The organism is Proteus vulgaris, from assembly GCF_023100685.1.
GTDB lineage: Bacteria > Pseudomonadota > Gammaproteobacteria > Enterobacterales > Enterobacteriaceae > Proteus.
This window is the reverse complement of record NZ_CP090064.1, coordinates 733,515-758,332: the sequence shown is the minus strand read 5'-3', so window position 1 is coordinate 758,332 and position 24,818 is coordinate 733,515. Positions and strand designations below refer to the sequence as shown.

General features: G+C 39.0%; 24 protein-coding genes. 13 read left to right on the top strand and 11 right to left on the bottom strand.

Annotated elements, in window-relative coordinates; all coding sequences use genetic code 11:
* From rbsR to LW139_RS03575, 4 genes are all read left to right on the top strand, one after another.
* Complete coding sequence (gene rbsR / locus LW139_RS03590; protein ID WP_227336440.1) at positions 1–1,008, top strand: ribose operon transcriptional repressor RbsR; 1,008 nt, start codon at positions 1–3, stop codon at positions 1,006–1,008.
* A gap of 118 nt (positions 1,009–1,126) precedes the next feature.
* On the top strand, positions 1,127–1,369 hold the full coding sequence (gene vapB, locus LW139_RS03585; RefSeq protein ID WP_088493701.1) for a type II toxin-antitoxin system VapB family antitoxin: 243 nt from the start codon (positions 1,127–1,129) through the stop codon (positions 1,367–1,369).
* The gene (gene vapC, locus LW139_RS03580) at positions 1,362–1,766 is read left to right on the top strand and encodes a type II toxin-antitoxin system tRNA(fMet)-specific endonuclease VapC (protein WP_166539476.1); all 405 of its coding nucleotides are present in this window, start codon (positions 1,362–1,364) and stop codon (positions 1,764–1,766) included. The genes vapB and vapC overlap by 8 nt, the downstream gene beginning before the upstream one ends.
* A 439-nt stretch (positions 1,767–2,205) precedes the next feature.
* On the top strand, positions 2,206–2,541 hold the full coding sequence (locus LW139_RS03575) for a zinc ribbon domain-containing protein YjdM (protein WP_166539475.1): 336 nt from the start codon (positions 2,206–2,208) through the stop codon (positions 2,539–2,541).
* Positions 2,542–2,635: 94 nt separating this feature from the next.
* Here the strand turns inward: LW139_RS03575 and thiL are convergent, their stop codons facing one another.
* The 10 genes from thiL to queA form a co-directional block, all read right to left on the bottom strand.
* Positions 2,636–3,619: a thiamine-phosphate kinase gene (thiL, locus tag LW139_RS03570; RefSeq protein ID WP_109408008.1), complete on the bottom strand. Its 984-nt coding sequence runs from the start codon at positions 3,617–3,619 to the stop codon at positions 2,636–2,638.
* A 103-nt stretch (positions 3,620–3,722) separates the two neighbouring features.
* Positions 3,723–4,139, bottom strand: a complete 417-nt coding sequence (gene nusB / locus LW139_RS03565) for a transcription antitermination factor NusB (protein WP_109408009.1) — start codon at positions 4,137–4,139, stop codon at positions 3,723–3,725.
* Between the two features lie 28 nt (positions 4,140–4,167).
* Positions 4,168–4,638, bottom strand: coding sequence for a 6,7-dimethyl-8-ribityllumazine synthase (ribH, locus tag LW139_RS03560; RefSeq protein ID WP_036932916.1), 471 nt, complete (start codon positions 4,636–4,638; stop codon positions 4,168–4,170).
* A gap of 212 nt (positions 4,639–4,850) precedes the next feature.
* Complete coding sequence (ribD, locus tag LW139_RS03555) at positions 4,851–6,005, bottom strand: bifunctional diaminohydroxyphosphoribosylaminopyrimidine deaminase/5-amino-6-(5-phosphoribosylamino)uracil reductase RibD (RefSeq protein ID WP_166539474.1); 1,155 nt, start codon at positions 6,003–6,005, stop codon at positions 4,851–4,853.
* A 70-nt stretch (positions 6,006–6,075) separates the two neighbouring features.
* A complete protein-coding gene (nrdR, locus tag LW139_RS03550; protein ID WP_006535128.1) occupies positions 6,076–6,525 on the bottom strand; it encodes a transcriptional regulator NrdR in 450 nt (149 codons plus the stop codon).
* A 116-nt stretch (positions 6,526–6,641) separates the two neighbouring features.
* Positions 6,642–7,610, bottom strand: coding sequence for a protein translocase subunit SecF (secF, locus tag LW139_RS03545; RefSeq protein ID WP_099074192.1), 969 nt, complete (start codon positions 7,608–7,610; stop codon positions 6,642–6,644).
* Positions 7,611–7,620: 10 nt separating this feature from the next.
* Positions 7,621–9,468: a protein translocase subunit SecD gene (gene secD / locus LW139_RS03540; RefSeq protein ID WP_075672033.1), complete on the bottom strand. Its 1,848-nt coding sequence runs from the start codon at positions 9,466–9,468 to the stop codon at positions 7,621–7,623.
* Positions 9,469–9,500: 32 nt separating this feature from the next.
* Positions 9,501–9,836, bottom strand: coding sequence for a preprotein translocase subunit YajC (gene yajC / locus LW139_RS03535; RefSeq protein WP_006535133.1), 336 nt, complete (start codon positions 9,834–9,836; stop codon positions 9,501–9,503).
* An 85-nt stretch (positions 9,837–9,921) separates the two neighbouring features.
* A complete protein-coding gene (tgt, locus tag LW139_RS03530; RefSeq protein WP_109408011.1) occupies positions 9,922–11,064 on the bottom strand; it encodes a tRNA guanosine(34) transglycosylase Tgt in 1,143 nt (380 codons plus the stop codon).
* Between the two features lie 183 nt (positions 11,065–11,247).
* Positions 11,248–12,321 (bottom strand): tRNA preQ1(34) S-adenosylmethionine ribosyltransferase-isomerase QueA, encoded by a 1,074-nt coding sequence (queA, locus tag LW139_RS03525; RefSeq protein ID WP_247850629.1) that lies wholly within the window; start codon positions 12,319–12,321, stop codon positions 11,248–11,250.
* Between the two features lie 107 nt (positions 12,322–12,428).
* Between queA and LW139_RS03520 the strand changes: the two genes are divergently transcribed.
* The 9 genes from LW139_RS03520 to ydhT all read left to right on the top strand — a co-directional run bounded on the left by LW139_RS03520 (position 12,429) and on the right by ydhT (position 22,938).
* On the top strand, positions 12,429–13,016 hold the full coding sequence (locus LW139_RS03520) for an ACP phosphodiesterase (RefSeq protein WP_166539472.1): 588 nt from the start codon (positions 12,429–12,431) through the stop codon (positions 13,014–13,016).
* A 601-nt stretch (positions 13,017–13,617) separates the two neighbouring features.
* Entirely contained in the window at positions 13,618–14,220 is a 603-nt protein-coding gene (locus LW139_RS03515) for a peroxiredoxin C (protein WP_109408013.1), read from the top strand.
* Between the two features lie 302 nt (positions 14,221–14,522).
* The gene (ggt, locus tag LW139_RS03510; RefSeq protein ID WP_227336437.1) at positions 14,523–16,283 is read left to right on the top strand and encodes a gamma-glutamyltransferase; all 1,761 of its coding nucleotides are present in this window, start codon (positions 14,523–14,525) and stop codon (positions 16,281–16,283) included.
* Positions 16,284–16,893: 610 nt separating this feature from the next.
* Positions 16,894–17,523: a ferredoxin-like protein gene (locus LW139_RS03505; protein WP_247850628.1), complete on the top strand. Its 630-nt coding sequence runs from the start codon at positions 16,894–16,896 to the stop codon at positions 17,521–17,523.
* Positions 17,524–17,576: 53 nt separating this feature from the next.
* Positions 17,577–19,679, top strand: a complete 2,103-nt coding sequence (locus LW139_RS03500; RefSeq protein WP_109408015.1) for an aldehyde ferredoxin oxidoreductase — start codon at positions 17,577–17,579, stop codon at positions 19,677–19,679.
* A 22-nt stretch (positions 19,680–19,701) separates the two neighbouring features.
* Positions 19,702–20,415, top strand: coding sequence for a YdhW family putative oxidoreductase system protein (locus LW139_RS03495; RefSeq protein WP_227336436.1), 714 nt, complete (start codon positions 19,702–19,704; stop codon positions 20,413–20,415).
* A 66-nt stretch (positions 20,416–20,481) separates the two neighbouring features.
* Positions 20,482–21,153, top strand: coding sequence for a 4Fe-4S dicluster domain-containing protein (locus LW139_RS03490; RefSeq protein WP_109408017.1), 672 nt, complete (start codon positions 20,482–20,484; stop codon positions 21,151–21,153).
* Positions 21,150–21,947 carry a thiosulfate reductase cytochrome B subunit gene (gene phsC, locus LW139_RS03485; protein WP_166539470.1) on the top strand — a complete coding sequence of 266 codons (798 nt, stop codon included), beginning with the start codon at positions 21,150–21,152 and terminating at the stop codon, positions 21,945–21,947. Before LW139_RS03490 ends, phsC begins: the two co-directional genes overlap by 4 nt.
* 25 nt (positions 21,948–21,972) lie before the next feature.
* On the top strand, positions 21,973–22,938 hold the full coding sequence (ydhT, locus tag LW139_RS03480) for a protein YdhT (protein ID WP_166539469.1): 966 nt from the start codon (positions 21,973–21,975) through the stop codon (positions 22,936–22,938).
* A 76-nt stretch (positions 22,939–23,014) separates the two neighbouring features.
* On the opposite strand, the gene brnQ is transcribed toward ydhT, so the two are convergent.
* Positions 23,015–24,355, bottom strand: a complete 1,341-nt coding sequence (gene brnQ / locus LW139_RS03475) for a branched-chain amino acid transport system II carrier protein (protein ID WP_109408020.1) — start codon at positions 24,353–24,355, stop codon at positions 23,015–23,017.
* Positions 24,356–24,818 lie beyond the last annotated feature (463 nt).

Below are 24,818 nucleotides of genomic sequence, written 5' to 3'. Positions count from 1 at the left end.
TTGGCAACAATGAAAGATGTCGCCCGTTTAGCGGGCGTTTCAACATCAACAGTCTCTCACGTTATCAATAACAATCGTTATGTCAGTGAAGGGATCCGTAAAAAGGTTAATGATGCTATTCAAACCCTAAATTACGCCCCTTCTGCTTTAGCACGCAGTTTAAAAATGAACTGTACTCACACCATTGGTATGTTAGTAACAGCAAGTAGCAACCCTTTTTATGCCGAGGTTGTGCGGGGTGTTGAACGCAGTTGTTATGAAAAAGGCTATAGTTTGATTCTATGTAATACCGAAGGTGATTATGAACGAATGGATAGTAGCCTTGAAACCTTGCTACAAAAGCGTGTTGATGGCCTATTGTTGATGTGTACGGAAGCCAGAGCGCCCTCTCATGAAGTGCTAAATCGTTATCCTCGTTTGCCTATGGTCATGATGGATTGGTCCCCATTTGAATATGGTGGAGATATTATTCAAGATAACTCCCTGCTTGGGGGAGAAATTGCTACCAATTATCTGATTGAAAAAGGCTTTACTGAAATTGCCTGTATTGCAGGTCCACAAGATAAACTCCCAGCAAAACATCGTTTGCAAGGCTATTACAATGCGATGCAAAAAGCAGGACTCGCTATTCGAGAAGAGTTTGTGTTAACCAGTGATTTTGAATTTGCTGGTGGATTTAGCGCAATGCAAAAATTACTCTCACATTCTGTCTTACCACAAGCGGTTTTTACCTGTAATGACGCAATGGCAGTTGGTGCTTATCAAGCTATTTATCAAAAAGGTTTGCGTGTACCTGATGATATCTCAGTGATGGGCTATGATGATATAGATCTAGCCTCTTATATGATCCCTCCTCTTTCTACTATCCACCAACCCAAAGATGAATTGGGTAAACTGGCTGTCAGCCAATTATTACATCGTATGGAAAATATCGATGCTGATGACAATGTTTTGGTTCTTACTCCCAAACTTATAGAGCGTGGCTCGGTAATAGAAAATAAAAAATAATCTATTAACATTAATGAGTTAAAACTTTTCGTATAGATTTTATACAACTCATTTGGTATCCTTTCTAAACTGCTATATACTTATGCTATATAGCAGTTATTGAAAGGAGGCTATCATTATGATCCAGCATGGCAAAGTATTTATGAGCAATAGAACACAAAATGTTCGTTTACCTGCTGATACTCGTTTTCCTGATGATGTAAAAGACGTTGTGGTTCGTGTAAAAGGAAAAGAGAGAATTATCACACCGATACAGAATGCATGGGATAGCTTTTTCTTATCTGAAAAGTCTGTAACAGATGATTTTTTATCTGAAAGACCAGATCAAGTCACAAGCGAAAGAGAATCCTTTGATGATTAAATATCTGCTAGATACGAATATTGTTATATTTACAATTAAACGTAGACCTGAATTTCTGTTACCAAAATTTAATCAGTATGTTGAACAGCTAGCTATTTCAACAATAACACTTGCTGAACTACTATATGGTGCTGAAAAAAGCTCAAATTCAGCAAAAAATTTAGCTACTGTTAATGATTTCGTTTCTAGACTAAATGTTTTACCTTATGACGAACTTGCAGCCTTTCACTATGGTGATATAAGAGCAACACTCGAAAAGCAAGGTAAACGCATTGGTGATAATGACTTGCATATAGCAGCACATGCCAGAAGCAAAGGATTAATCGTCGTTACAAATAATACCAAAGAGTTTGAGAGAGTTGATGGTTTAAGGATTGAAGATTGGACTCATCATTAACTCAAATACCAAACTTATAGAGCGTGGCTCGGTGAGTTATTTTGTCAAATAATAACAAGAAGATTAACACTATTAATAATGATGCTCTCTTTTAAGATGAGGGCATTTATTTTTAGTTATATTTATCAAACTATCACTTTAATATCATAAAGTTAAGTAATATTTAAAACTACTTTTATTTATATTTATTTTCTATTTAACTCTCTATATCTAGCCTACTTTTTCTCACTTCTTACGTCATAACCTATGAAAGGTGCAAATTTCCATCAAATCCATTATACTATCGCCCTTTCGCATTATCTGATGCCAGATCATTTAGGGCATTACTTTAAATTTTTCATGCTTAAACGATAATGTGTCCTTTAATTTATGGGGCAAGTGTTATCCTCATTTTGACGATTAATCACTTCCCATTTTGATAAAATTTGAGAGTATTATTATGTCATTACCTTCTTGTCCTAAGTGCAATTCAGAATACACCTATGAAGATGGTGCAATGTATGTTTGCCCTGAATGTGCGCACGAGTGGAACGATGCTGAACCTGTCGTTGATACCGATGAGCTAATCGTTAAAGATGCTAACGGCAATTTATTAGCTGATGGTGATTCAGTAACCGTGATTAAAGATCTAAAAGTTAAAGGTAGCTCAACCATGCTAAAAATCGGTACTAAAGTAAAAGGTATCCGTTTAGTGGAAGGCGACCATAATATTGATTGTAAAATTGATGGCTTTGGGCCAATGAAGTTGAAATCTGAATTTGTGAAAAAGAACTAAAATAAGAGATTATTAATAATCTTTTTAAATATAAATTTAGATATTATCAAGATCATCAAAGGCGCTAATAAAGCGCCTTTTGATTAAAGTAAGGTTACTCGTTAGCATCACTAAAGTGATCAAACCCTTTAAGATTAGGGTGTACATCTTTACCATCACGTAAGTAACGGATCCCTTCAGCAATCGGCATAATTTGCCCAATACAATGAAAATCGGCTCCAGTATGCGCTAATGCAATCTCTAGCGCGCCACGGTTGATTTCAGGTACCGTAAAGCATAATTCGTAATCTTCACCGCCACTTAATGCCCAAATCTCCGCTTGTTCTTCGCTTACTTCCGCTTTCATCGCTGGTGAGTAAGGTAATGCGTCTAAATTTAAGCGCGCACCACAACCACTTGCCGTAAGAATATGGTTCAAATCAGAAATAAGTCCATCAGAAATATCAATCGCAGATGTTGCTAAATGGCGCAATGCTTGGCCTTGTAATAAACGAGGCTGAGGACGCAAATGCCTTGCGACAAAATAATCGCTATGTTCTTTTTCTGCTGGTTGTAATCTATTTTGTAGGACGGCAAGCCCTGCTGCACTATCACCTAAAAATCCAGTAACGTAAATCCAATCACCTATTTTAGCACCTGAACGTAATAATGCCGTTCCTTGAGGAACTAGTCCTTGTATTGTGATTGTTAAACTTAAAGGTCCACGAGTCGTATCACCGCCAATTAACTGGATTGCATAATAATCTGCTAATGCAAAGAAAGAACGACTAAAAGCCTCAAGCCATTCACTGTTTGTATCAGGTAATGTTAATGCCAGAGATGCCCAAGAAGGATCAGCGCCCACAGCGGCTAAATCACTAATATTTACAGCTAGCGCTTTATAGGCTAAGTCTTCAGGTGAGATAGAAGGAAGGAAGTGAATGCCACTGACTAAAGTATCGGTACTAATCGCAACTTGCTGCTTTTCGGGTACTGTCAATATTGCGCAGTCATCACCAATACCTGTACTTACGTCTTTTCGTTTTACAGGCTGTGACGTGAAATATTGTTTGATAAGGGAGAATTCACCACAAGGCATTATCAATTTCCTATTTAGCTGTGCCTACTAAACTCGTTTTATTAAACAAAAGGCCGGAAATACCGGCCTTGAATTATTTACCATAGAGGAAACGTGAAAAACGTTATTTTTTACGTCGTACTATTGGTGCTGCTTTATCAAGCACGCCATTAACAAACTTATGGCTATCATCAGCACCAAATACCTTAGCCAGTTCAATCGCTTCGTTAATCGCAACTTTGTAAGGAACATCTTCGCGGAAGCTGAGTTCAAACATTGCTAAACGTAAAATTGCTTTTTCAACTTGACCAAGTTCTTCAAGTTGGCGGGATAAATAAGGCTCCATTGCCTTATCTAAACGTGTTGCATTAATGGCAACACCCACTAAAAGCTCACGAAAATAAGCAATATCTACACCTTGGGTATCCTGCTCGGATAAAAACTCCAATTCCACATCCGCGATGTCATTTCCGGATAATTGCCATGAGTAGATAGCCTGAACAGCACACTCACGAGCACGACGACGAGCAGCAGGTTTCACAAAATTCCCCTTTAGTTAAAACAGATGATTAGCCTTTTATGGCTTTAAGTACATTGATCATTTCAAGTGCTGTCATTGCAGCTTCAGCACCTTTGTTGCCCGCTTTGGTTCCAGCGCGTTCAATAGCCTGCTCAATATTTTCAGTGGTTAAAACACCAAAAGTCACAGGGATCTCACTTTGCATTGCAACTTGAGATAAACCAGAGCTACATTCGCCAGCAACGTATTCAAAATGTGCGGTTCCACCACGGATAACAGTACCTAACGCGATAACTGCATCGTATTTGTCGCTTTCAGCTAAAGCTTTAACTGTTAACGGTAGCTCGTAAGCACCAGGAACCCAAACGACGGTAATATTTTCAGAGGAAACTTGTCCAATACGTTCTAATGCATCAACCGCACCTTCTAATAAGCTGTCGTTGATGAAATTATTAAAACGGGCAATTGCAATTGCTACGCGTGCGTTTGGCGCCGCGACAACACCTTTGATTACGTTCATAGGTTACCTTTTTCTCCTATCCGCGGGGCGCGGATTTTATCATATTCTTTCCCTTACTGCGCTCTGTTTTATTATTACACAGCAAAGGAGCCAAAAACCCTTGATAAATCAAGGCATTTAGTTGGCTGATAACGATGTCGTAACGACAGGAAATAACACACACAGCGCTATTTTACTACAAATAGCGCCGTAGACACACTTATTTGCGTCTATTAATAACGAGGTTTTAAACAAACTCTGATATCAGAGCCAATCTGTTGAAGAGAATCTACTGTAAATTCAGGTGCTTCGGATAATGATGAAAGGGGCGAAAGTGCAAATAAACCTCGTGCATCATTCCCTAAAATTTTAGGTGCGATATAGATAATAAGTTCATCAACAAGCCCAGCTTCTAATAATGCGCCAGCAAAATGTGCCCCACTTTCAACCCATACAGTATTGATATTGCGTTTACCCAATTGCATCATTAATAAAACTAAATCTACACCACTGTTTTTACCATTCGTTGGTAATAGAATTTCTGAAACATTGCCTTGCCAATCACTTGGCTGTGATTTTGTACGCGCTAACCAGCATTCGCCTTCGATTTGAGTAATTTTATGATTGTCTGTTACTCTATTTTGGCTATCAGTGACAATACGAATAGGTTGGCGTAATGTTTCTTTAGGATAAACAGCTTTGATTTCATCTGAAAGCTCATCCCAACGCACATTCATGGAGGGATCATCTGCTAATACTGTCGCACTAGTAGTCAAGATAGCACTTGCTTGTGCTCTGAAATTTTGTACATCACGGCGGGATGCTTTAGACGTTATCCATTGGCTTTCTCCCGATGCTAATGCTGTTTTACCATCTAAAGACGCGCCAAGTTTTAACTGAACGTAAGGAAAGCCGGTTCTCATTCGTTTGAAAAAACCAACATTCAGTTTTTCAGCTTCTTGCATTAATACGCCATGTGAGACATCAATTCCCGCTGATAGTAATTTGTGCAATCCACGACCTGCAACTTGAGGATTAGGATCTTGCATCGCAGCAACAACTCGTTTTACCCCGGCATTAATCAAAGCATCAGCGCAAGGTGGTGTTTTACCGAAATGGCTACAAGGCTCAAGCGTAACATAAGCTGTTGCCCCTTTTGCTTTATCACCAGCCATTTTCAACGCATTAACTTCTGCATGTGGGCCACCAGCATGATGATGATAACCTTCGCCAACAATGTCGCCTTCTTTAACAATCACACAGCCTACATTCGGATTAGGTGATGTTGTAAAGCGACCTAATGCAGCAAGCTCAATCGCTCGACGCATGTAGTATTCATCGTTCAGGCTTTCATTTTCGTGTTGGTTGTTGCTGTTGTTATTTGTCATAATAATTACATTTAATTTTATTATTTATCGTTATTTTTCAAATTATTAAATAAGGCACAGTATTAATATATTAATCCTGTAATTTTGCGATTTCTTCACCAAAATCACGGATATCCTCAAAACTACGATAAACAGAAGCAAAGCGAATGTAAGCCACTTTATCGAGTTTTTTTAGTTGTTCCATTACAAAATTGCCAATTTCTTTTGAAGGTATTTCCCTTTCACCTGTTGCTCTTAATTGTGATTTGATATGGCTTATCGCAGCTTCAACATCATCCGAACTAACAGGACGTTTTTCTAATGCTTTAAGCATACCTCGACGAAGTTTCTCTTCATCAAAAGGCTCACGAATTTCATCACTTTTCACAACACGAGGCATCACTAACTCTGCTACTTCAAAGGTAGTAAAACGTTCATGACAAACAAGACATTGGCGACGACGGCGCACTTGTGAACCATCACCAACAAGTCTGGAATCAATTACCTTGGTATCTACGGCTCCACAAAATGGGCAATGCATAGTTATTCCTACTTTTGACAATACTCATAAACAGTGTACCTGTTCAGTGAACAAAAAACACCCTGTCAGTATACACTGGCAGGGTGTTTGCGATGTTTTATCAGAAAAACGCTCTATTATGGTAAGAGTGTTGTCTGATCGGCACCCTCTTTTTCCACTTTCTGTACAATCAGGTGTTCACGTTTCATTCCCATTTTCAGTGCTAATGCAGAAGCCACATAAATGGAAGAAATAGTACCTATTGAAACACCGATTAACATAACTAAAGAGAAGCCTTGAAGCATTGAACCACCAAAGATATACAGCATTAATACAACCAGTAATGTTGTTGCTGATGTCATGATGGTACGGCTTAATGTCTGTGTCAGAGAAACGTTCATAATTTCATATGATGTTCCTCGACGAATTTTACGGAAGTTCTCACGAATACGGTCTGATACAACGATACTATCGTTCAGTGAGTAACCGATAACAGACATCAATGACGCCACAATGGTTAAGTCAACTTCTATGTGGAACAGTGAAAGAACACCTAGTGTTATCACCACGTCATGCGCAAGTGCAATAACAGCACCTAACGCCAAACGCCATTCAAAACGGAATCCAACATAGATAAGAATACAGATAAGTGCGGATAATAACGCCATTGCACCTGTTTGAGCCAATTCACTTCCCACACTTGGCCCAACAAATTCAATACGTTTTACCACAGCATCGTTATCAACTTTAGCATTGATAACATCGATAACTTTCTTACCTAATTCTTGACCAGCCTGTCCTTCAACAGGAGGCATACGCACCATAATATCGCGGCTGCTACCAAAGTTTTGTAACAGAGGGTCTTTAAAGCCCGCTGCATCTAGGCTATCACGCATTTTATCAAGGTCGGCTGGTTGACTGAGATTGATCTCAATTACTGTACCACCTGTAAAATCCAGTCCCCAGTTAAATCCTTTCACGGAAATGATAGCAATTGATGCTATCAAAAGCAGAAACGAAATACTAAAGGCGACGTTGTCCCAACGCATAAAGTCAATGACTCTACGACCATGGTTTAATTGTTCAACAGTATAATCCTGTGCCACAACGTGCTCCTTAAATAGACAGTTTCTTAACGCGTTTACCACCATACAGCAGGTTTACAATCGCACGAGTACCGACGATAGCGGTAAACATGGATGTTGCAACCCCGATTGCAGTTGTGATAGCAAAGCCTTTGATTGAGCCGGTACCGACTGCATAAAGGATCACCGCTGTAATTAATGTGGTTAAGTTCGCATCAATAATACTGGAGAAGGCACCTTTATAACCTTCATGGATTGCTTGTTGTACTGATCGACCATTACGTAACTCTTCTTTGATACGTTCGTTTATCAGTACGTTGGCATCGACGGCGACGGCAAGTGTTAATACGATACCCGCAATACCCGGCATGGTCAGTGTTGCACCCGGTAATAGTGACATTACCCCAACGATTAACACCAAGTTTGCCATTAATGCAGTACTCGCAATCACACCAAATTTACGATAATAAATTATCATAAAGGCAACTGACGCAATCAGACCCCATAAACACGCTTCTAAACCTTGGGTAATATTTTGCAGACCCAAAGTTGGACCAATCGTTCTTTCTTCAACGATTTGAATAGGTGCAATCAACGCACCAGCACGTAATAACAGTGATAATTGACGTGCTTCATTCGCATTTGAAATACCTGTAATACGGAAGCTATTCCCTAAACGACTTTGAATATTCGCAACGTTGATAACTTCTTCACTTTTAACCAATACAGCGCGATCGTTCTCATCACGTTTACCGCTGTCTTTATACTCTACAAAAAGAGTTGCCATCGGTTTACCGACGTTATCTTTTGTAAAGTTAGACATGATAGAACCACCCGCACTATCAAGTGAAATATTCACTTGAGGTTGACCATATTCATCAGCCTGAGAGGTTGAATCAGTAATGTGGTCACCTGTTAAAATAACGCGTTTATAAAGAATAGTTGGTCTACCTTCACGGGTATATTTCACTTCGGAGTCGCCCGGAATACGGCCAGTCTCTAAAGCAGAAGGATCAACGGTAGTATTGACTAAGCGGAATTCTAATGTTGCTGTCGCACCTAAAATTTCTTTAGCGCGTGCGGTATCTTGGATACCCGGTAATTCAACAACAATTCGGTCAGCGCCTTGGCGTTGAACTAATGGCTCAGCAACCCCTAACTGGTTAACACGATTACGTAAAATGGTAATGTTTTGCTGTACTGCATAAGTACGCGCATCACGTAAACGTTCATCAGTAAAAATAGCTCTTAATGAGTTATTAGCACCATCTCTAAAAATGAGATCTTGGTTACGACGAGTCAGGTAATCTGAAGCTTTAGAGCGATCATCCGAGTTACGGAAACGGATTTCAACGCCATAGTTATCCGTTTTACGAATAGAAGAATACGGAATGCCTTCGTCGCGTAATAATGTACGCAGACTTTCAACATTTTGTTCTTGAAGTTTACCTAGCGCAGTTTCCATATCAACTTCCATTAGGAAGTGAACACCACCACGTAAGTCTAACCCTAGTTTCATCGGTTCACCGCCAATGGCTTCTAACCATTTAGGTGTTGCCGGTGCAAGGTTAAGCGCAACAATGAACTGGTCGCCTAATGCAGGCAACAACACTTCACGAGCACGTAATTGAATGTCAGGGTTACCGAAACGAGCCAAGATTGCACCATTTTCAAGTGCAATAGATTTCGCTTCAATTTTTTCTTTATCTAATAAAGATCGAACTTGATCCAGTGTTTGCTCATTGGCGGCGGTTCCCCGCGCGCCAGTGATTTGAACAGCCGGATCCTCACCATATAGGTTAGGAAGTGCGTAAAGCAGACCGATGAGGATAGCGGCTATCAACATCAGGTACTTCCACAAAGGATAACGGTTTAGCACGGCAGTTCCCTTTTCCCTTTGGGGAAATGTAATTAAATAGCTTTCATTGTGCCTTTAGGTAATACAGCGGCAACAAAGTCACGTTTGATAGTTACTTCAGTTGTTTCATTCAGAGCAACAACGATATAGCCGTTATCTGAAACCTTAACAACACGACCGATTAAACCACCCGTTGTTAAAACTTCATCACCTTTACCGATAGAATCCATCAGTTTACGATGTTCTTTAGTACGTTTTTGCTGTGGACGTAGGATCATAAAATAGAAAATCAGAATAAAGATCACTAACATCGGTAAAATAGACATAAAGCTAGCTTCAGGTGCTGCTTGTCCAGCAGAAGCTACAGCATCAGAAATGAAAAAACTCATTCACTTTTCCTCATTGTTGTCGATATCGACGATATTCAAGTTATAAGCCCAATATCATACACAGAATTGGGCTTTCTCGTATACATTAATCACACTTACTCGCACTGCCATTTAGCGGTGGTACGGGTTTTCCAATACGTTCGTAGAATTCATGTACAAACTCTTCAAAACGCGAGTCTTCAATAGACTGACGAATTTCAGCCATCAAACGCTGATAATAACGCAAGTTGTGGATAGTGTTCAGCCTTGCGCCTAAAATTTCGTTACAACGATCAAGGTGATGTAAATAAGCGCGACTATAATTTTTACAAGTATAGCAATCACAATGTTCATCTAATGTTGATGTATCTGAACGATGTTTTGCATTACGAATTTTTATCACACCATCAGTTACAAATAGATGACCATTTCGTGCATTTCGTGTCGGCATAACGCAGTCAAACATATCAATACCGCGACGCACACCTTCAACTAAATCTTCTGGTTTACCAACCCCCATTAAATAACGCGGTTTATTCGCAGGAATTTGAGGGCAAACATGCTCTAAAATACGATGCATATCTTCTTTAGGTTCACCGACAGCAAGGCCGCCGACAGCGTAACCGTCAAAACCAATTTCGACTAGCCCTTTTACGGAGATATCACGTAAATCTTCGTAAACACCGCCTTGAATAATACCGAATAATGAATTTTTGTTATTGAGTTCATCAAAGCGTTCACGACTACGTTTAGCCCAACGTAATGACATTTCCATTGAATTTTTTGCGTAATCCCAGTCTGAAGGATATGGCGTACATTCATCAAAAATCATCACAATATCAGAACCTAAGTCGTATTGGATTTCCATTGATTTTTCTGGGCTTAAGAAAATCTTTTCACCGTTAATAGGGTTACGAAAGTGAACACCTTCTTCTTTAATTTTACGCATTGCGCCTAAACTAAAGACTTGGAAACCACCTGAATCCGTTAAGATAGGGCCTTGCCATTGCATGAAATCATGTAAATCACCATGTAATTTCATGATTTCTTGACCTGGGCGTAACCATAAGTGGAAGGTATTACCTAAAAGAATTTGCGCGCCTGTCGCTTTAACTTCTTCAGGCGTCATTCCTTTTACAGTACCGTAAGTACCCACTGGCATAAATGCAGGTGTTTCAACAACACCACGTTCAAAAATAAGGCGACCACGACGAGCATTACCGTCGGTTTTATCTAATTCGTATTTCACTCATCCTCCAAGCATCAGAAAAACAGTCCAATGCACAATAAAAAACAGCACATTCTAATCATTTGTTAGACGGCTGTATATGTTACTTCAACAAAAACCCATGCTTAGCCAAAGGGATTAAGCCATAAAATTGAAATAACACTTCATAAAATGAAGAAAATCGTTAAAAAGAATAATAAATCTTTATTCTTGTCCGACTTTTTCATTGATAGCTAAAGGATTACGCGTAATAAACATCGCATCACCATAGCTGAAAAAACGATACTCTTGCTCAACAGCTTCTTTATAAGCATTCATGGTATTTTTATACCCAGCAAAAGCAGAAACCAGCATGATTAATGTTGATTCTGGTAAATGGAAATTAGTAATCAACGCATCAATAACTTGGTATTGGTAACCAGGATAAATAAAGATTTGAGTATCATCAAAGAAAGGAGCAATTAACGCATCGTTTGTTGCTTTCGCTGCACTTTCTAATGAACGAACAGAAGTTGTGCCTACAGCAATCACACGATTACCGCGCGCTTTACACGCTAATACAGCATCAACCACGTCTTGTGGTACTTCTGCGTATTCAGAATGCATTGTGTGTTCTTCAATATTATCAACACGTACAGGTTGGAAAGTTCCTGCGCCAACATGCAGTGTGACAAATGCCATCTCAACCCCTTTTTCTTTTAAGGCTTGAAGTAATGGTTCATCAAAGTGCAATCCTGCAGTAGGTGCAGCAACGGCACCTGGGCGCTCGTTATAGACCGTTTGATAAAGCTCTTTATCCGATTCTTCATCAGGACGATCAATATAAGGAGGTAAAGGCATATGCCCAATACTATTCAGAATGGTGAGAATATCTCTTTCATCATCAAAGCGAATTTCAAAAAGCGTATCATGACGCGCAACCATAGTTGCTTGTACACTTTCATCCTCGCCTAACACAAGAACTGCACCTTCTTTCGGCGATTTAGAGGCTCTAACATGAGCAAGCACGCGATGCTCATCGAGCATACGCTCAATTAACACTTCGATTTTACCGCCTGACGCTTTGCGGCCATAAATACGCGCAGGGATCACGCGAGTATTATTAAAAACCAGCAGATCACCAGCATTTATTTTATCTAACACATCGGTAAAAATACCGTGTGATAAAGCACCAGTCTCACCCTCTAAAGAGAGCAAACGACAACCGCTGCGTTGAGGTTGTGGATAGTGAGCAATCAAGGCTTCTGGCAATTCAAATGTAAAGTCTGATACACGCATAATTAAACGACTACTTTCATAAAAAACAGGCGGACTAGTCTAGTGCTGCCAGCTTATCAGTGCAACAAAGAAGCCCTTTTTTATTCAAAAAGCGCTATGATGATCCAATGAATTATCTCGCTCACCTACATCTGGCCTTTAGAGCAAAAAGCTCTCTATTAGGTAATATGATGGCAGATTACGTCAAAGGCACGCCTAGCTCTGATTACAGCCAAGCTGTTATTGAGGGCATTCGCATGCATAGACGCATCGATGTGCTCACAGACACTCACCCGTTAGTAAAACAAGCTCGTTTGTTGTTCCCTGCCGAATATCGTCGAGTCGCCCCTATAACTTTAGATGTCTTTTGGGACCATTTTCTCTCCTTAAATTGGCCTCAATTCGAACCAAACATGTCTTTAACTGAATTCGTCACTAAAACACGAAATATTATTGAGCCAGATTTATGGCAAACACCTGAAAAATTTCAAGAACTCAACGAATATTTGTGGTCACAATCTTGGTTAATTCGTTACGCTGATAAAACGTATATAGCTCAAACATTAAAAGGAATGGCGAGAAGAAGGCCACGATTAAGTGCGCTAGCTGGCTCTTATATTGCACTTGAAACCCATTATGATGAATTAAGTGAGATTTTCTGGCAATTTTATCCACAATTGCTAGAAAGAGCACAACATCATCAACTGGATAACTGATACATTTAACCGCTATTTTGAGTTTCATCTTGTTGTCATATCGTAGGATTACATTCGTGATATCAAAGAGATGCTAAGTCAATTTATCATATTATTCGTAACGATTTGTTAACAAGCATAGTATTCATTTTCAAAGTTGATTAGAATGAATGGTTATACAAGGAGTCATAAATAATCCTACTTTGTTGTATTAAGTTGATAGTTATAATCTATCAAATAGATTGTTTTGTTTTACTTTATCAATAGCGATTGATTATTTATGCTGTAGTCATTATTTAAAAACAGGGTATACACCCTGAATTTGCTCTAAATAGTTCAAGATGTGGCTAGGCGACAAGTAAATGAGCCGCTAGGAGCATACAAAAGTATGTGACTAGTGCTAATGAACGCACTCAACAACGCTACAACTAGAAATATGATGAGCATAAACAGGGTATACACCCTGAATTTACTCTAAATAGTTCAAGGTGTAGCTAGGCGACAAGTAAATGAGTCGCTAGGAGCATACAAAAGTATGTGACTAGTGCGAATGAACGTAGTCAACAACGCTACAACTTGAAATATGACGAGTATAAACTCTTTCAATTTACAGGAGTACATTATGGTTCTGGTTACTCGCAAAGCCCCTGATTTCACAGCTGCTGCCGTTTTAGGTAATGGCGAAATTGTTAACGATTTCAACCTGCATTCATTTATCAAAGGCAAACCTGCCGTTATTTTCTTCTGGCCAATGGATTTTACTTTTGTTTGCCCTTCAGAACTGATTGCATTTGATCACCGTTTTGAAGAATTCAAAAAACGCGGTGTTGAAATCATCGGTGTTTCTATGGACTCAGAATTCGTTCATAACGCATGGCGTAAAACTCCTATTGATGACGGTGGTATTGGTGAAGTTAAATATCCAATGGTTGCTGATATCAAACATGACATCATCAAAGCTTACGGTATTGAACACCCAGAAGCTGGCGTTGCACTGCGTGGTTCATTCCTGATTGACAAAGAAGGTATTGTTCGTCACCAAGTCGTTAACGATCTGCCATTAGGTCGTAACATTGATGAAATGATCCGTATGGTTGACGCTCTGCAATTCCACGAAGAACACGGCGAAGTTTGCCCTGCTCAGTGGGAAAAAGGTCAAGAAGGTATGGGCGCATCTCCAGACGGCGTTGCTAAATATCTAAAAGCAAACTCTGGCAAACTGTAATTTAACAGTAAGCTAAAGCATTTCTAAAAGCCTGTGAAAACAGGCTTTTTTTATTGTTTATCGCCACATTTAGCTATTCTTAGCTCATCCCCTTATTACCATTATTAATTATCCATAATCTTATTATTTTCCAGCTTAAAGAGAATTTTGTGATCATCACATCAAAAAAAATTCTCCTCAGCAATAACCTCTCTCTATACTTATTGTTACGCAATTGTTAATTAATATTAATAACAGCGTATACCACTCCTATTTTATTTGTCTTTATTCAAGATAACTCACTGTTATTAATGGAGATAATAATGATTATTATAAAAAGAACTCACCTGCTGTTACTCACTACCCTTTTTTCACACTCACTTTATGCAGCCTATGAGCCTGCTGTTGAAGCACAACATGGTATGGTTGTCTCTTCTCAACATTTAGCATCCCAAGTAGGGAATGATATTTTACAAAAAGGAGGGAATGCCATTGATGCGGCTGTTGCTGTTGGTTATGCCCAAGCTGTAGTAAATGCCTGCTGTGGTAACATTGGTGGTGGTGGTTTTATGACCATACACCTTGCTGATGGCACAAATACCTTTATTAATTTTAGGGAAACAGCACCCACTGCGGCTTCTAAAAATATGTATTTAGATAAAGAAGGTAATTTAATTAAAGATGCCAGTTTATACGGTTATCTCGCATCAGGTGTACCTGGTACAGTCAAAGGTCTTGATTCTGCGTTAGAAAAATACGGTACACTTTCACGCAAAGATGTCATGGCGCCAGCCATTAAGCTTGCAAGAGAAGGCTATATTTTAACGCGTGCTGATACGGATGTATTAGAAACAACAACAGAACGCTTTAAGCAAGATCCTGAATCGGCAAAAATTTTCTTAAAACCAGATGGAACGCCATGGCAACCGGGTGATCGTCTCATTCAAACTGACTTAGCCAATACACTTGAACTAATTGCAAACCAAGGTGCTGATGCATTTTATCAAGGTGAAATCCCTAAAAAAGTTGAAGAAGCATCGAAACAACATAATGGCCTGTTAACTCAAGAAGATTTTGCTAACTTCACGATTACAGAAACCAAACCTATCACCTGCACTTATCGAGGTTATGAGTTTATTTCTGCACCACCGCCAAGTTCAGGGGGTGTCACTATCTGTCAAACGTTGAATATTTTAGAAGGTTACGATCTTAAATCGATGGGCTTTAACTCGGCTGAATATGTTCATACTCTGACAGAAGCAATGCGCCATGCTTATATGGACAGAAATACGTTTCTTGGTGACCCCCAATTTATTAAAAACCCAACAGAAAAGTTATTAAGTAAAGCTTACGCCACCGAACTTCGCCAACAAATTAAACCGAATAAAGCAACGCCATCAGAAAATGTACAACCCGGCATAGCTCCTCATGAAAGTCCTGAAACAACACACTACTCAGTAATGGATAAAGACGGCAATGCAGTTTCGACCACTTACACCATTAATGGTCGCTTTGGTGCCGTTGTTATTGCCCCTGGCACTGGCTTTTTCCTCAATAATGAGATGGATGATTTTACAACCAAAGTTGGTGAAAAAAATCTCTATGGTTTAGTGCAAGGTGAACGCAATAGTATTGCACCATTAAAACGCCCACTATCATCAATGAGCCCAACAATTGTCACTAAAGAAGGCAAACCTTTCCTTATTTTAGGATCGCCAGGAGGTTCACGTATTATCTCGATCACCTTACAAACGGCACTTAATATCATTGAGTTTGGAATGCCCCCACAAGAAGCAGTTAATAGCCCTCGCATTCACCATCAATGGTTACCGGATGAGGTTTATTATGAGCAACGAGGATTATCAAAAGACACTTTAGAAAAACTCTCTGCCATGGGATATAAAATGGTAGAACAAACCCCATGGGGAGCCGCTGAACTCATTATGGTTGGGCTTCCTGGAGAAGAAGGTGTTATCCCTGCATCATCAGGCAATGATTCTGCTGTTTCTGGTGCAGTACGTGAAGGTTATCTTTATGGATCAAATGATGTTCGTCGCCCGGCGGGGAAAGCTGTAGGTTACTAGTCCCTAAACCACATAATGATATTAATATAAGAAACCTTCTCTCAATTAGAAAAGGTTTCTTTTTTTATAAAAATGATCTAGTCATGGTTTTACAATTTATTCATATATTATTCTATTAATAATAATCAATATCAATTTTTGACTAAATAAACAATTAATATCAAATATCAATTTATTATTAAAACAATAATATTAGATAGAATATAAGAGCAAATCACCTTTAATTTAATTTCAATAATAGAATATATATAAATGGTATTTATTCTCTTTCTTAATTACAGATAAAAATAATAATCATTTAATTAAATAAAATTAATAGTATGCGCTATTTTTATTTCTATGATAGCAGTCACAGTATTAATTTATTAATACCCACACTATCAAAGAGGATAATAGAAATACGTAAAAAATGGAGATAACACATTGTAAACACAAATATTTAACATTTCATCACAATGTATTTTTATCATAAAAGAGTTGAAATTTATAATATATCCCTTAACGATAGCGTTATTATATTTTTTATATAACGGTAAAGCAAGCGGATAAATAAATAATTTATCATCACAACTTATTTCTTATTAAATTAGTTAAGCGGAGATAAATATTAATGTCTGATACACATCATCGTCCATTATTAGATATTGGGCTATCAAGACTAGAGTTTCTGCGAATATCCGGTAAAGGGCTTGCAGGGATCACTATAGCACCCGCATTGCTTTCTCTTTTAGGTTGTAAGCAAGAAGAAATAGACAGCGGCATCATTCAATTAACCACAACACCTAAAGGCGTTTTAGTTACTAATCGAGCACGTTGCACTGGCTGTCACCGTTGTGAAACAGCATGTACAACATGGAACGATGGAAGTGTTGGTTCCTTCTTTTCTCGAACAAAAATTCATCGCCATTTCTATTTTGGTGATAAAGGTATTGGCTCCGGTGGTGGGCTTTATGGCGATTTAAACTTTACAACGGATACTTGTCGTCAATGTAAAGATCCAGAATGTATGAAGGTGTGTCCTGTAAAAGCTATCCGTTATCAAGAAGAGTTTGGTTGTATTGTCGTAGATACACGCCGCTGCATTGGTTGTGCTGCCTGTACAACGGCTTGCCCGTGGATGATGGCAACTGTCAATCCACAAACTAAAAAATCCGGCAAATGTAATTTATGTGGTGAGTGTGCATCAGCGTGCCCAACAGGTGCGTTGCAAATCATTGAATGGAAAGAAATTACTGTTTAATAAAATCCATACAATCACATCACTGAACCACATTTAGATTAGGAAGCAATATTATGATTAACGGCTGGACTGGAAATATTCTAAGAATCAATTTAACTACCGGTGCCATCACTCGTGAAAGCTCAAGTAAATTTAAATCCTTAATTGGTGGTATGGGCTTTGGTTATAAAATTATGTATGACGAAGTTGGTCCTGGAGTTAAGCCTTTTGATGAAGAAAACAAAGTTGTCTTCGCTGTAGGGCCTTTAACTGGATCAGGCGCACCTTGTAGCTCTCGCGTCAATATCACTTCTCTTTCCACTTTTACTCGTGGCAATCTCGTTGTTGATGCTCATATGGGCGGTTTTTTTGCAGCATGGATGAAATTTGCAGGCTATGACTCTCTGATTATTGAAGGTAAATCAGATAAGCCTGTTTGGATCCATATTGATGATGACCAAGTATCTATTGAAGATGCCTCTTTCTTATGGGGTAAAGGCGTTCGCCAAACCACAGAAGAGTTATGTGCTCAAACAAGCCCTGAAGCTTGTGTTGCAACCATTGGTCCTGCTGGTGAAAACCTTGTACCTTTATCTGGCATTATTAATAGCCGTAACCACAGTGGTGGTGCTGGTGTCGGTGCCGTATTAGGTTCTAAAAAATTAAAAGCCATTGTGGTAGAAGGTAGCCGTGGCGTTAACGTTGCTGATCGTAAAGCATTAAAAGAGCTTAACGACTACATGATGACGCAATTAATTGGCTCCAATAACAACCACGTTGTACCAAGTACACCACAATCTTGGGCTGAGTATTCAGATCCTGGCTCTCGTTGGACTGCACGTAAAGGACTGTACTGGGGAGCTGCTGAAGGCGGCCCAATTGAAACTGGTGAGATTCCTCCTGGTGATATCAATACTGTCGGTTTCAGAACCATGAAATCCACCTTTGACTTAGGCCCTGAAGCAGAAGAATACACTGTCAAAATGGGGGGATGTCACTCTTGCCCTATTCGCTGTATGGCACAACTTAACGTTCCACAAGCGAAAAAATTTGGTGTACCACAAACAGGTGGTAATACTTGTGTTGCTAACTTTGTTCACACAACTATTTTCCCTAATGGCCCAAAAGATGTAGAGAAAAAAGGGGATGGTAACGTTGTTGGTAACTTAGTGGGTCTGAATATTTTTGATGATATGGGGTTATGGTGTAACTACGGCCAACTTCATCGTGACTTCACTTATTGCTACACCCATGGTGTCTTTAAACGCGTTCTTTCTGAAGAGGAATATAATGATATTCCTTGGGATAAGCTTGAAGAAGGTAATCCTGAATTTATCAAAGATTTCTATTATCGCTTAGCGCACCGTAAAGGTGAATTTAGTCACCTAGCTGATGGCTCTTACCTAATTGCACAACGCTGGAATTTAGGTGAAGAGTATTGGGCGAACAAGAAAAATAAACTTTGGTCACCAATGGGCTTTCCTATTCACCACGCCAATGAAGCCTCTGCCCAAGTCGGTTCTATCGTTAACTGTATGTTTAACCGCGATGCGATGACACATACCCATATCAACTATATCGGTAGTGGTTTACCTCTGAAACTGCAAAAAGAGATTGCTGGTGAGCTATTTGGTTCTGGTGATGCTTTTGATGAAACCAAAAACTACACACCAATCAATAAAGCAAAAATTGCGTACACCAAATGGACAATTTTACGTAGTTGCTTACACGATGCAGTCACTTTATGTAACTGGGTTTGGCCAATGACGGTTTCACCTCATAAAAGCCGCAATTATCGTGGTGACTTAGAAATGGAAGCTAAATTCTTTACCGCTATTACAGGTGAACCAACAACCTCTAAAGATCTGGATTTGGCCTCAGAGCGTATCTTCACTTTACACCGTGCTTATACCGTAAAATTAATGAATACCATGGATATGCGTAACGAGCATGACCAAATTTGCTCATGGGTGTTCGATAAAGATCCTGATATTCCTGTCTTTACTGAAGGTACAGACAAAATGGATAGAGAAGATATGCAGCTTTCTCTCACCATGTTCTATGAAGAAATGGGCTGGGATCCGCAGTTAGGTTGCCCAACAAAAGAAACGTTGGTTCGCCTTGGATTGCAAGATATTGCTGACGATTTAGCGTCTCGTGGTTTATTACCAAGTTAATCGGTAAAAGAAGGAGATCATGATGATAGAACAAAATGCATCAGCTTCTATACCACCCGATATTGCTGATGATGCAGATATTGCGTTAGAGCAACCTGATATCTCTCGCCGCCGTTGGCTACTGCCACTATCAGAAACAGGTGTTGGACGCAGTACTAACACCACAACGGTACTTGAGGAAGAACAGGTTGAAGAAATCGCAGAATTATCTGCTGAACAACATCTAGCGAATGCAATACGTCAATGTTCAAAAGAAGGTGAACTGCTAGCTATTTCAACGCTGTATGATGCGCCCTATTCTCTTACTCAAGAAGATATTGTGCAGTTAGAAACCGCGTTAAAAAGCGACGAGTTTATTGATATCGCCCATTTAAGTCTCAATGGTGAGGATTATTTTTACTCTGATGAATTTATGTCAGATAACTTCGCACAATTGCAATTATTAAATCGTCACGCTGATATTTGTACCGCAATTGCTGGTGTTGTTCGATTTGAGTGCGAAACCTATCCTCGTCCATTGAAACAAAGCATGTTGATGTCTGAACCCTTTCATTATACGGCTTCAGAGATCGAAGATGCACTGACACTGATGAAAGACCACCCTGACTTTCAAGATATTCAACAAGTTTTAGCGTCTAACGATGCCCCTTATCTCTTTAGCAATAGGTTAATGAGTTATGGCAAAGCACGAGGCTTAACTGAATGGATAGAGGTAGAACAACATGAAAATCCTTAACGTTCTATCTTATCCACGAAATGTCATGTGGGTATTACAACATCATCAGACTGAGGAGCAAAAATAATGCGTGTTTCTCGCCGTAAATTTGTAGCAGGCATGGGATCGGTCATTTTTTTCAGTGCGCCACTAGGAAGCGCACTTGCGGCAACCGCTGAAAAGAAACCAATCCGTTATGCCATGATCCATGATGAGACGCTTTGTAATGGTTGTAATATTTGTGCCACTGCATGCCGTCGATTAAATAAAGTTCCAACAGGAATGGCAAGAATGGATATTGCTCATATTCCATTAAGCCTAAAAGAAGACAACGATAAGTACCATTTCTTTAGACACTCTTGCCAGCAATGTGAAGACGCTCCTTGTATTCCTGTATGCCCTACAGGTGCATCTTGGCGTGATGAAACCAATGGTATTGTGCGTGTAGATAAAGAGAAATGTATTGGCTGTAGCTACTGTATATCAGCATGTCCATACCAAGTACGTTATCTTAACCCAGTGACACATGTTGCTGATAAATGTGATTTTTGTCTTGAGTCTCGATTACAAAAAGGTTTCCCACCAATTTGTGTGAGTGCTTGTCCACAAAATGCCTTGTTATTTGGTAGAGAAGACAGCCCTCAAATTCAAGAATGGCTTAAAACACACGATTATTATATTTATCAACTTGATGGTGTAGGAAAACCCCATCTCTATCGCCGTGTAGGGCCTCACGTTCAAGAGGAGGGTAAAGTATGAGTATCGTCAATACCATGCCAGACAGTGCCCAGTTCCAAGCTGCACTAAAAGAGTATGTTTTAATTTATACACCAGATTATTTACCGCTTTGGCTTATTGTTGCGGGTGTATTATTCGTTGGCATGCTACTCGTGCTCGCACTTCATGGTTTTTTACGCTATCGCTTTGCTACACCACATGGTCAATCACATAAAGAAGAGAAGCTCTACCTTTACTCTAAAGCCGTACGTTTATGGCATTGGAGTAACGCCTCTTTATTTATTTTATTGCTTCTTAGCGGTGGCATTAACCATTTCGCCCTACTTTCTGCTCACGATACAGCGTTATTAGTCAGTGTGCATGAAATCTGTGGTTATCTTCTCTTGGTGTGCTGGTTATCTTTTGTATTCATTAATCTTGTCGGCGGTAATGGTAAATTTTATCGCATTGATGGTAAAAACTGGTTTCAACGTGCTTTTATGCAAACCCGTTTTTATCTCTATGGAATTATTAAAGGAGAAGATCACCCTTTCCCAGCAACGCCAAATGTGAAATTTAACCCACTGCAACAAATGGCTTATTTAGGTGTGATGTATGCATTAGTTCCACTCCTTTTGATAACCGGTGTTTTACTTCAAAATCCAGCATTTATTCCTGCTGATGCCGTAATGTTTAAAGCTTGGTTATTAATCGCGCACCAAATATTAGCAGTATGTAGTGTCTTTTTTATTATTGGTCACCTTTATCTGTGTACAACAGGAAAAACACCATTCCAAACATTTCGCAGTATGGTTGACGGTTACCATAGACACTAATTAATACATGGATTAAGGAGCTTATATGTCAGTCCCTTCAAAGGAAAATATTAGATTAACAAAAGAAGACTTACGACAACTGCATGTTTCAACTTCGCTTTATCGTTGGTTTTTACGTTATTTTCCTGATGGAGGCACTTACGGTGCTATTCATAGTGAGTTAATAAAACAGCGCCGTACACAGTGGATAGAAAGCTTTATTCAATATATTTATTTACGTCATTTTAGTGAAGCCTCCTTTGCCAAACAGGAACAAGAAGTGATGGAAAACATCTTGTTCCTGCTCGGCAATGAACAACAGCAAGGCGTGACATTACAACGTCTGCCCTATCACAACACTTTGCCAGCTTCTGAAAATATTCAATTTTCTACCGAATGGCATCAATTGATCTTAAAAAGTCAGCAACTAAGCACTGATCTCGCTTTGTGTGGCAATAATAACATCGTGGCTTTTTCTGGTGATGAAAATAGCATTTCCAACACAGGTTATAGCAATCAATTGATGAATACTGGTTTTGCAGGGAAAGTGTGTAATACAGGAAATCAGTGTCGTATTGGTAGTTTAGGTGGACGCTCTCGTATTTGTAATAGTGGCAATGATGTCAAAATTTATGCCTCAGGTAATGGCGTTCATATCGCCAATAGCGGTATGCGTAATTTTATTACAGCCTCTCAAGATCGAGCAAAAGTCACCAATACAGGTGATTTAGCGCAAATCAATGTTACAGGAAATAACTCTGTAGCCATTAATACAGGTGATAACTGTAAAGTCACGGTATCTGGCGACGACAGTATTTGTATCTCAACAGGTGATCTCCATCAGTTCTGCTTAGGAAAAGGCGGTAGTGCAGTTATTGCTTATCATGACGGCAATCGTACTCGTTTTAAGATCTTCTATGAAGGTGAAGATGGGATCGTCGCTGGTATTCATTACTATTTAGATGAAGACCAGCATCCTGTTGCACAGAAAACAGAACTCGACTTCTGTTAATTAATACCTCAAATATATATCATTAAAAAAGGGAAACTTTCGTTTCCCTGTTTATTTTTACAATCAATATACTTTATTACTTATTAATGGCTTCAGTATGGATCACTTTTTTACTCTGTGAGCCTGCCACTTTATCGTAAATACCACAGACAACAATCGTCACTAATACTGGGATCAACCACGCTAAACCTTGCTCACTCAACGGTAGTTTTGTCGCCCATTCTGGTAATAAGTGTTTCAAATAATCAGATGCTTTAATGGCATCAAAAATGCCGAAAAACAAACTAACCGCCATTGCTGGTGCGATAATACGGCTTGGATTATTCCACAGGCGTAATGTGAAACTCATTAAAATAATCACAATACAAGGTGGATAAATCATAATCAGCACAGGGATAGAAAACGCGATCAGTTTGCTCAAGCCTAAGTTTGAAACAACAGCTGAGAATATCGCTAAAATCAACACTAATACACGATAAGAGATAGGCAAATAACGGCTAAAGAACTCTGCACATGCACAGGTTAAACCAACCGCTGTCACCATACAGGCTAAGAAGATCAAGACAGCTAAGAAGAAGCTACCAAAGTTACCGAACGTATATTGAACATAAGCATGTAGAATATCTGCACCATCTTGAGCGCCCGGAATAATGCTGCCACTGCTAGAGCCTAATTTAAATAAACTCAAATAAATTGCAGTTAATAATATACCTGCAATAATTCCCGCCCACATAGTATAACGCGTCAACAGCGATGAATTATCAATACCTCGAGAGCGAGCCGCATTAACAATCACGATACCAAAAACCATAGCCCCCAATGTATCCATGGTGAGGTAACCGTTAATAAAGCCCTGAGTTAATGCCATATCTCGATAAGCTTCTGTAGCAGGAATAGCACCACCAGCAGGCCAAAATATCGCGGCAACACCTAATACCGCCAATGCCAAAATTTTAATCGGTGCCAATATATGACCAACACTATCTAGTAATTTCCCCGGATAAAGCGAAATACCAATAACAATTAAAAAATAGACAATACTATAAATCAGCAATGACATTTCAGTATCACCCACTAAAGGAGCAATACCCACTTTAAAAGAGACGGTTGCAGTACGTGGTGTTGCGAAAAGAGGACCAACAGCAAGATAAGCAACAATTGCTAATAACAGCCCCATTGATTTACCAATAGGTGTACTTAATGCTTCAATGCCTCCACCAACTTTAGCTAATGCAACGATGGTTAATACAGGTAAACCAACACCAGTAATAAGAAAGCCGATTGCAGCTGTCCAAACAAATTCACCGGATTGTAAACCCACCATAGGAGGAAAAATAATGTTGCCAGCACCGACAAAAAGGGCAAAGGTCATAAACCCTAATGCCAGAATATCTCTGGAAGTTAATCTATGTGCCATAAGTTTTGTTAATATGTAGTTACAATAATGGTTAAATAGCGCCAAGATGGCGCAACATAAAATCAACAATATCTATTTGAGCTCATATCATTATTATTCAGGATAATATCCACATATAATCATTTCATGCAGAGCAATTAGGTATCAAATAGAAAAAATTGCCGATAACTGGGCACAAGTAAAACTTTTATAATGAAAAAAGGCAATAGCCAATCCAAAAACCAGAATAATCATCTAAACTATTTTTCAGAGGTAGTTATAACTATCATATATCACCGAATATACATGATATGATTTGTGCATTTTATCACCAATAATATTGGTCATTAGCCATATTTAAAGTTCTTATTAATTAATAATATTAAAATTTAACGCTACGATATTAGTTTTTATTGACATCGAAAAGAGTGATAAAAAGACAAAAAGCCTTTATCACTAATTAAACATTAGATGATAAAGGCTT

What these genes read in the sequence shown, in the direction of transcription:
- vapB (WP_088493701.1), top strand. Translation starts at nt 1,127, where the DNA reads ATGATCCAGCATGGCAAAGTATTTATGAGCAATAGAACACAAAATGTT.
- vapC (WP_166539476.1), top strand. Translation starts at nt 1,362, where the DNA reads ATGATTAAATATCTGCTAGATACGAATATTGTTATATTTACAATTAAA.
- LW139_RS03575 (WP_166539475.1), top strand. Translation starts at nt 2,206, where the DNA reads ATGTCATTACCTTCTTGTCCTAAGTGCAATTCAGAATACACCTATGAA.
- thiL (WP_109408008.1), bottom strand. Translation starts at nt 3,619, where the DNA reads ATGCCTTGTGGTGAATTCTCCCTTATCAAACAATATTTCACGTCACAG.
- ribH (WP_036932916.1), bottom strand. Translation starts at nt 4,638, where the DNA reads ATGAACGTAATCAAAGGTGTTGTCGCGGCGCCAAACGCACGCGTAGCA.
- ribD (WP_166539474.1), bottom strand. Translation starts at nt 6,005, where the DNA reads ATGACAAATAACAACAGCAACAACCAACACGAAAATGAAAGCCTGAAC.
- nrdR (WP_006535128.1), bottom strand. Translation starts at nt 6,525, where the DNA reads ATGCATTGCCCATTTTGTGGAGCCGTAGATACCAAGGTAATTGATTCC.
- yajC (WP_006535133.1), bottom strand. Translation starts at nt 9,836, where the DNA reads ATGAGTTTTTTCATTTCTGATGCTGTAGCTTCTGCTGGACAAGCAGCA.
- queA (WP_247850629.1), bottom strand. Translation starts at nt 12,321, where the DNA reads ATGCGTGTATCAGACTTTACATTTGAATTGCCAGAAGCCTTGATTGCT.
- LW139_RS03520 (WP_166539472.1), top strand. Translation starts at nt 12,429, where the DNA reads ATGAATTATCTCGCTCACCTACATCTGGCCTTTAGAGCAAAAAGCTCT.
- LW139_RS03515 (WP_109408013.1), top strand. Translation starts at nt 13,618, where the DNA reads ATGGTTCTGGTTACTCGCAAAGCCCCTGATTTCACAGCTGCTGCCGTT.
- ggt (WP_227336437.1), top strand. Translation starts at nt 14,523, where the DNA reads ATGATTATTATAAAAAGAACTCACCTGCTGTTACTCACTACCCTTTTT.
- LW139_RS03505 (WP_247850628.1), top strand. Translation starts at nt 16,894, where the DNA reads ATGTCTGATACACATCATCGTCCATTATTAGATATTGGGCTATCAAGA.
- LW139_RS03500 (WP_109408015.1), top strand. Translation starts at nt 17,577, where the DNA reads ATGATTAACGGCTGGACTGGAAATATTCTAAGAATCAATTTAACTACC.
- LW139_RS03495 (WP_227336436.1), top strand. Translation starts at nt 19,702, where the DNA reads ATGATAGAACAAAATGCATCAGCTTCTATACCACCCGATATTGCTGAT.
- LW139_RS03490 (WP_109408017.1), top strand. Translation starts at nt 20,482, where the DNA reads ATGCGTGTTTCTCGCCGTAAATTTGTAGCAGGCATGGGATCGGTCATT.
- phsC (WP_166539470.1), top strand. Translation starts at nt 21,150, where the DNA reads ATGAGTATCGTCAATACCATGCCAGACAGTGCCCAGTTCCAAGCTGCA.
- ydhT (WP_166539469.1), top strand. Translation starts at nt 21,973, where the DNA reads ATGTCAGTCCCTTCAAAGGAAAATATTAGATTAACAAAAGAAGACTTA.
- brnQ (WP_109408020.1), bottom strand. Translation starts at nt 24,355, where the DNA reads ATGGCACATAGATTAACTTCCAGAGATATTCTGGCATTAGGGTTTATG.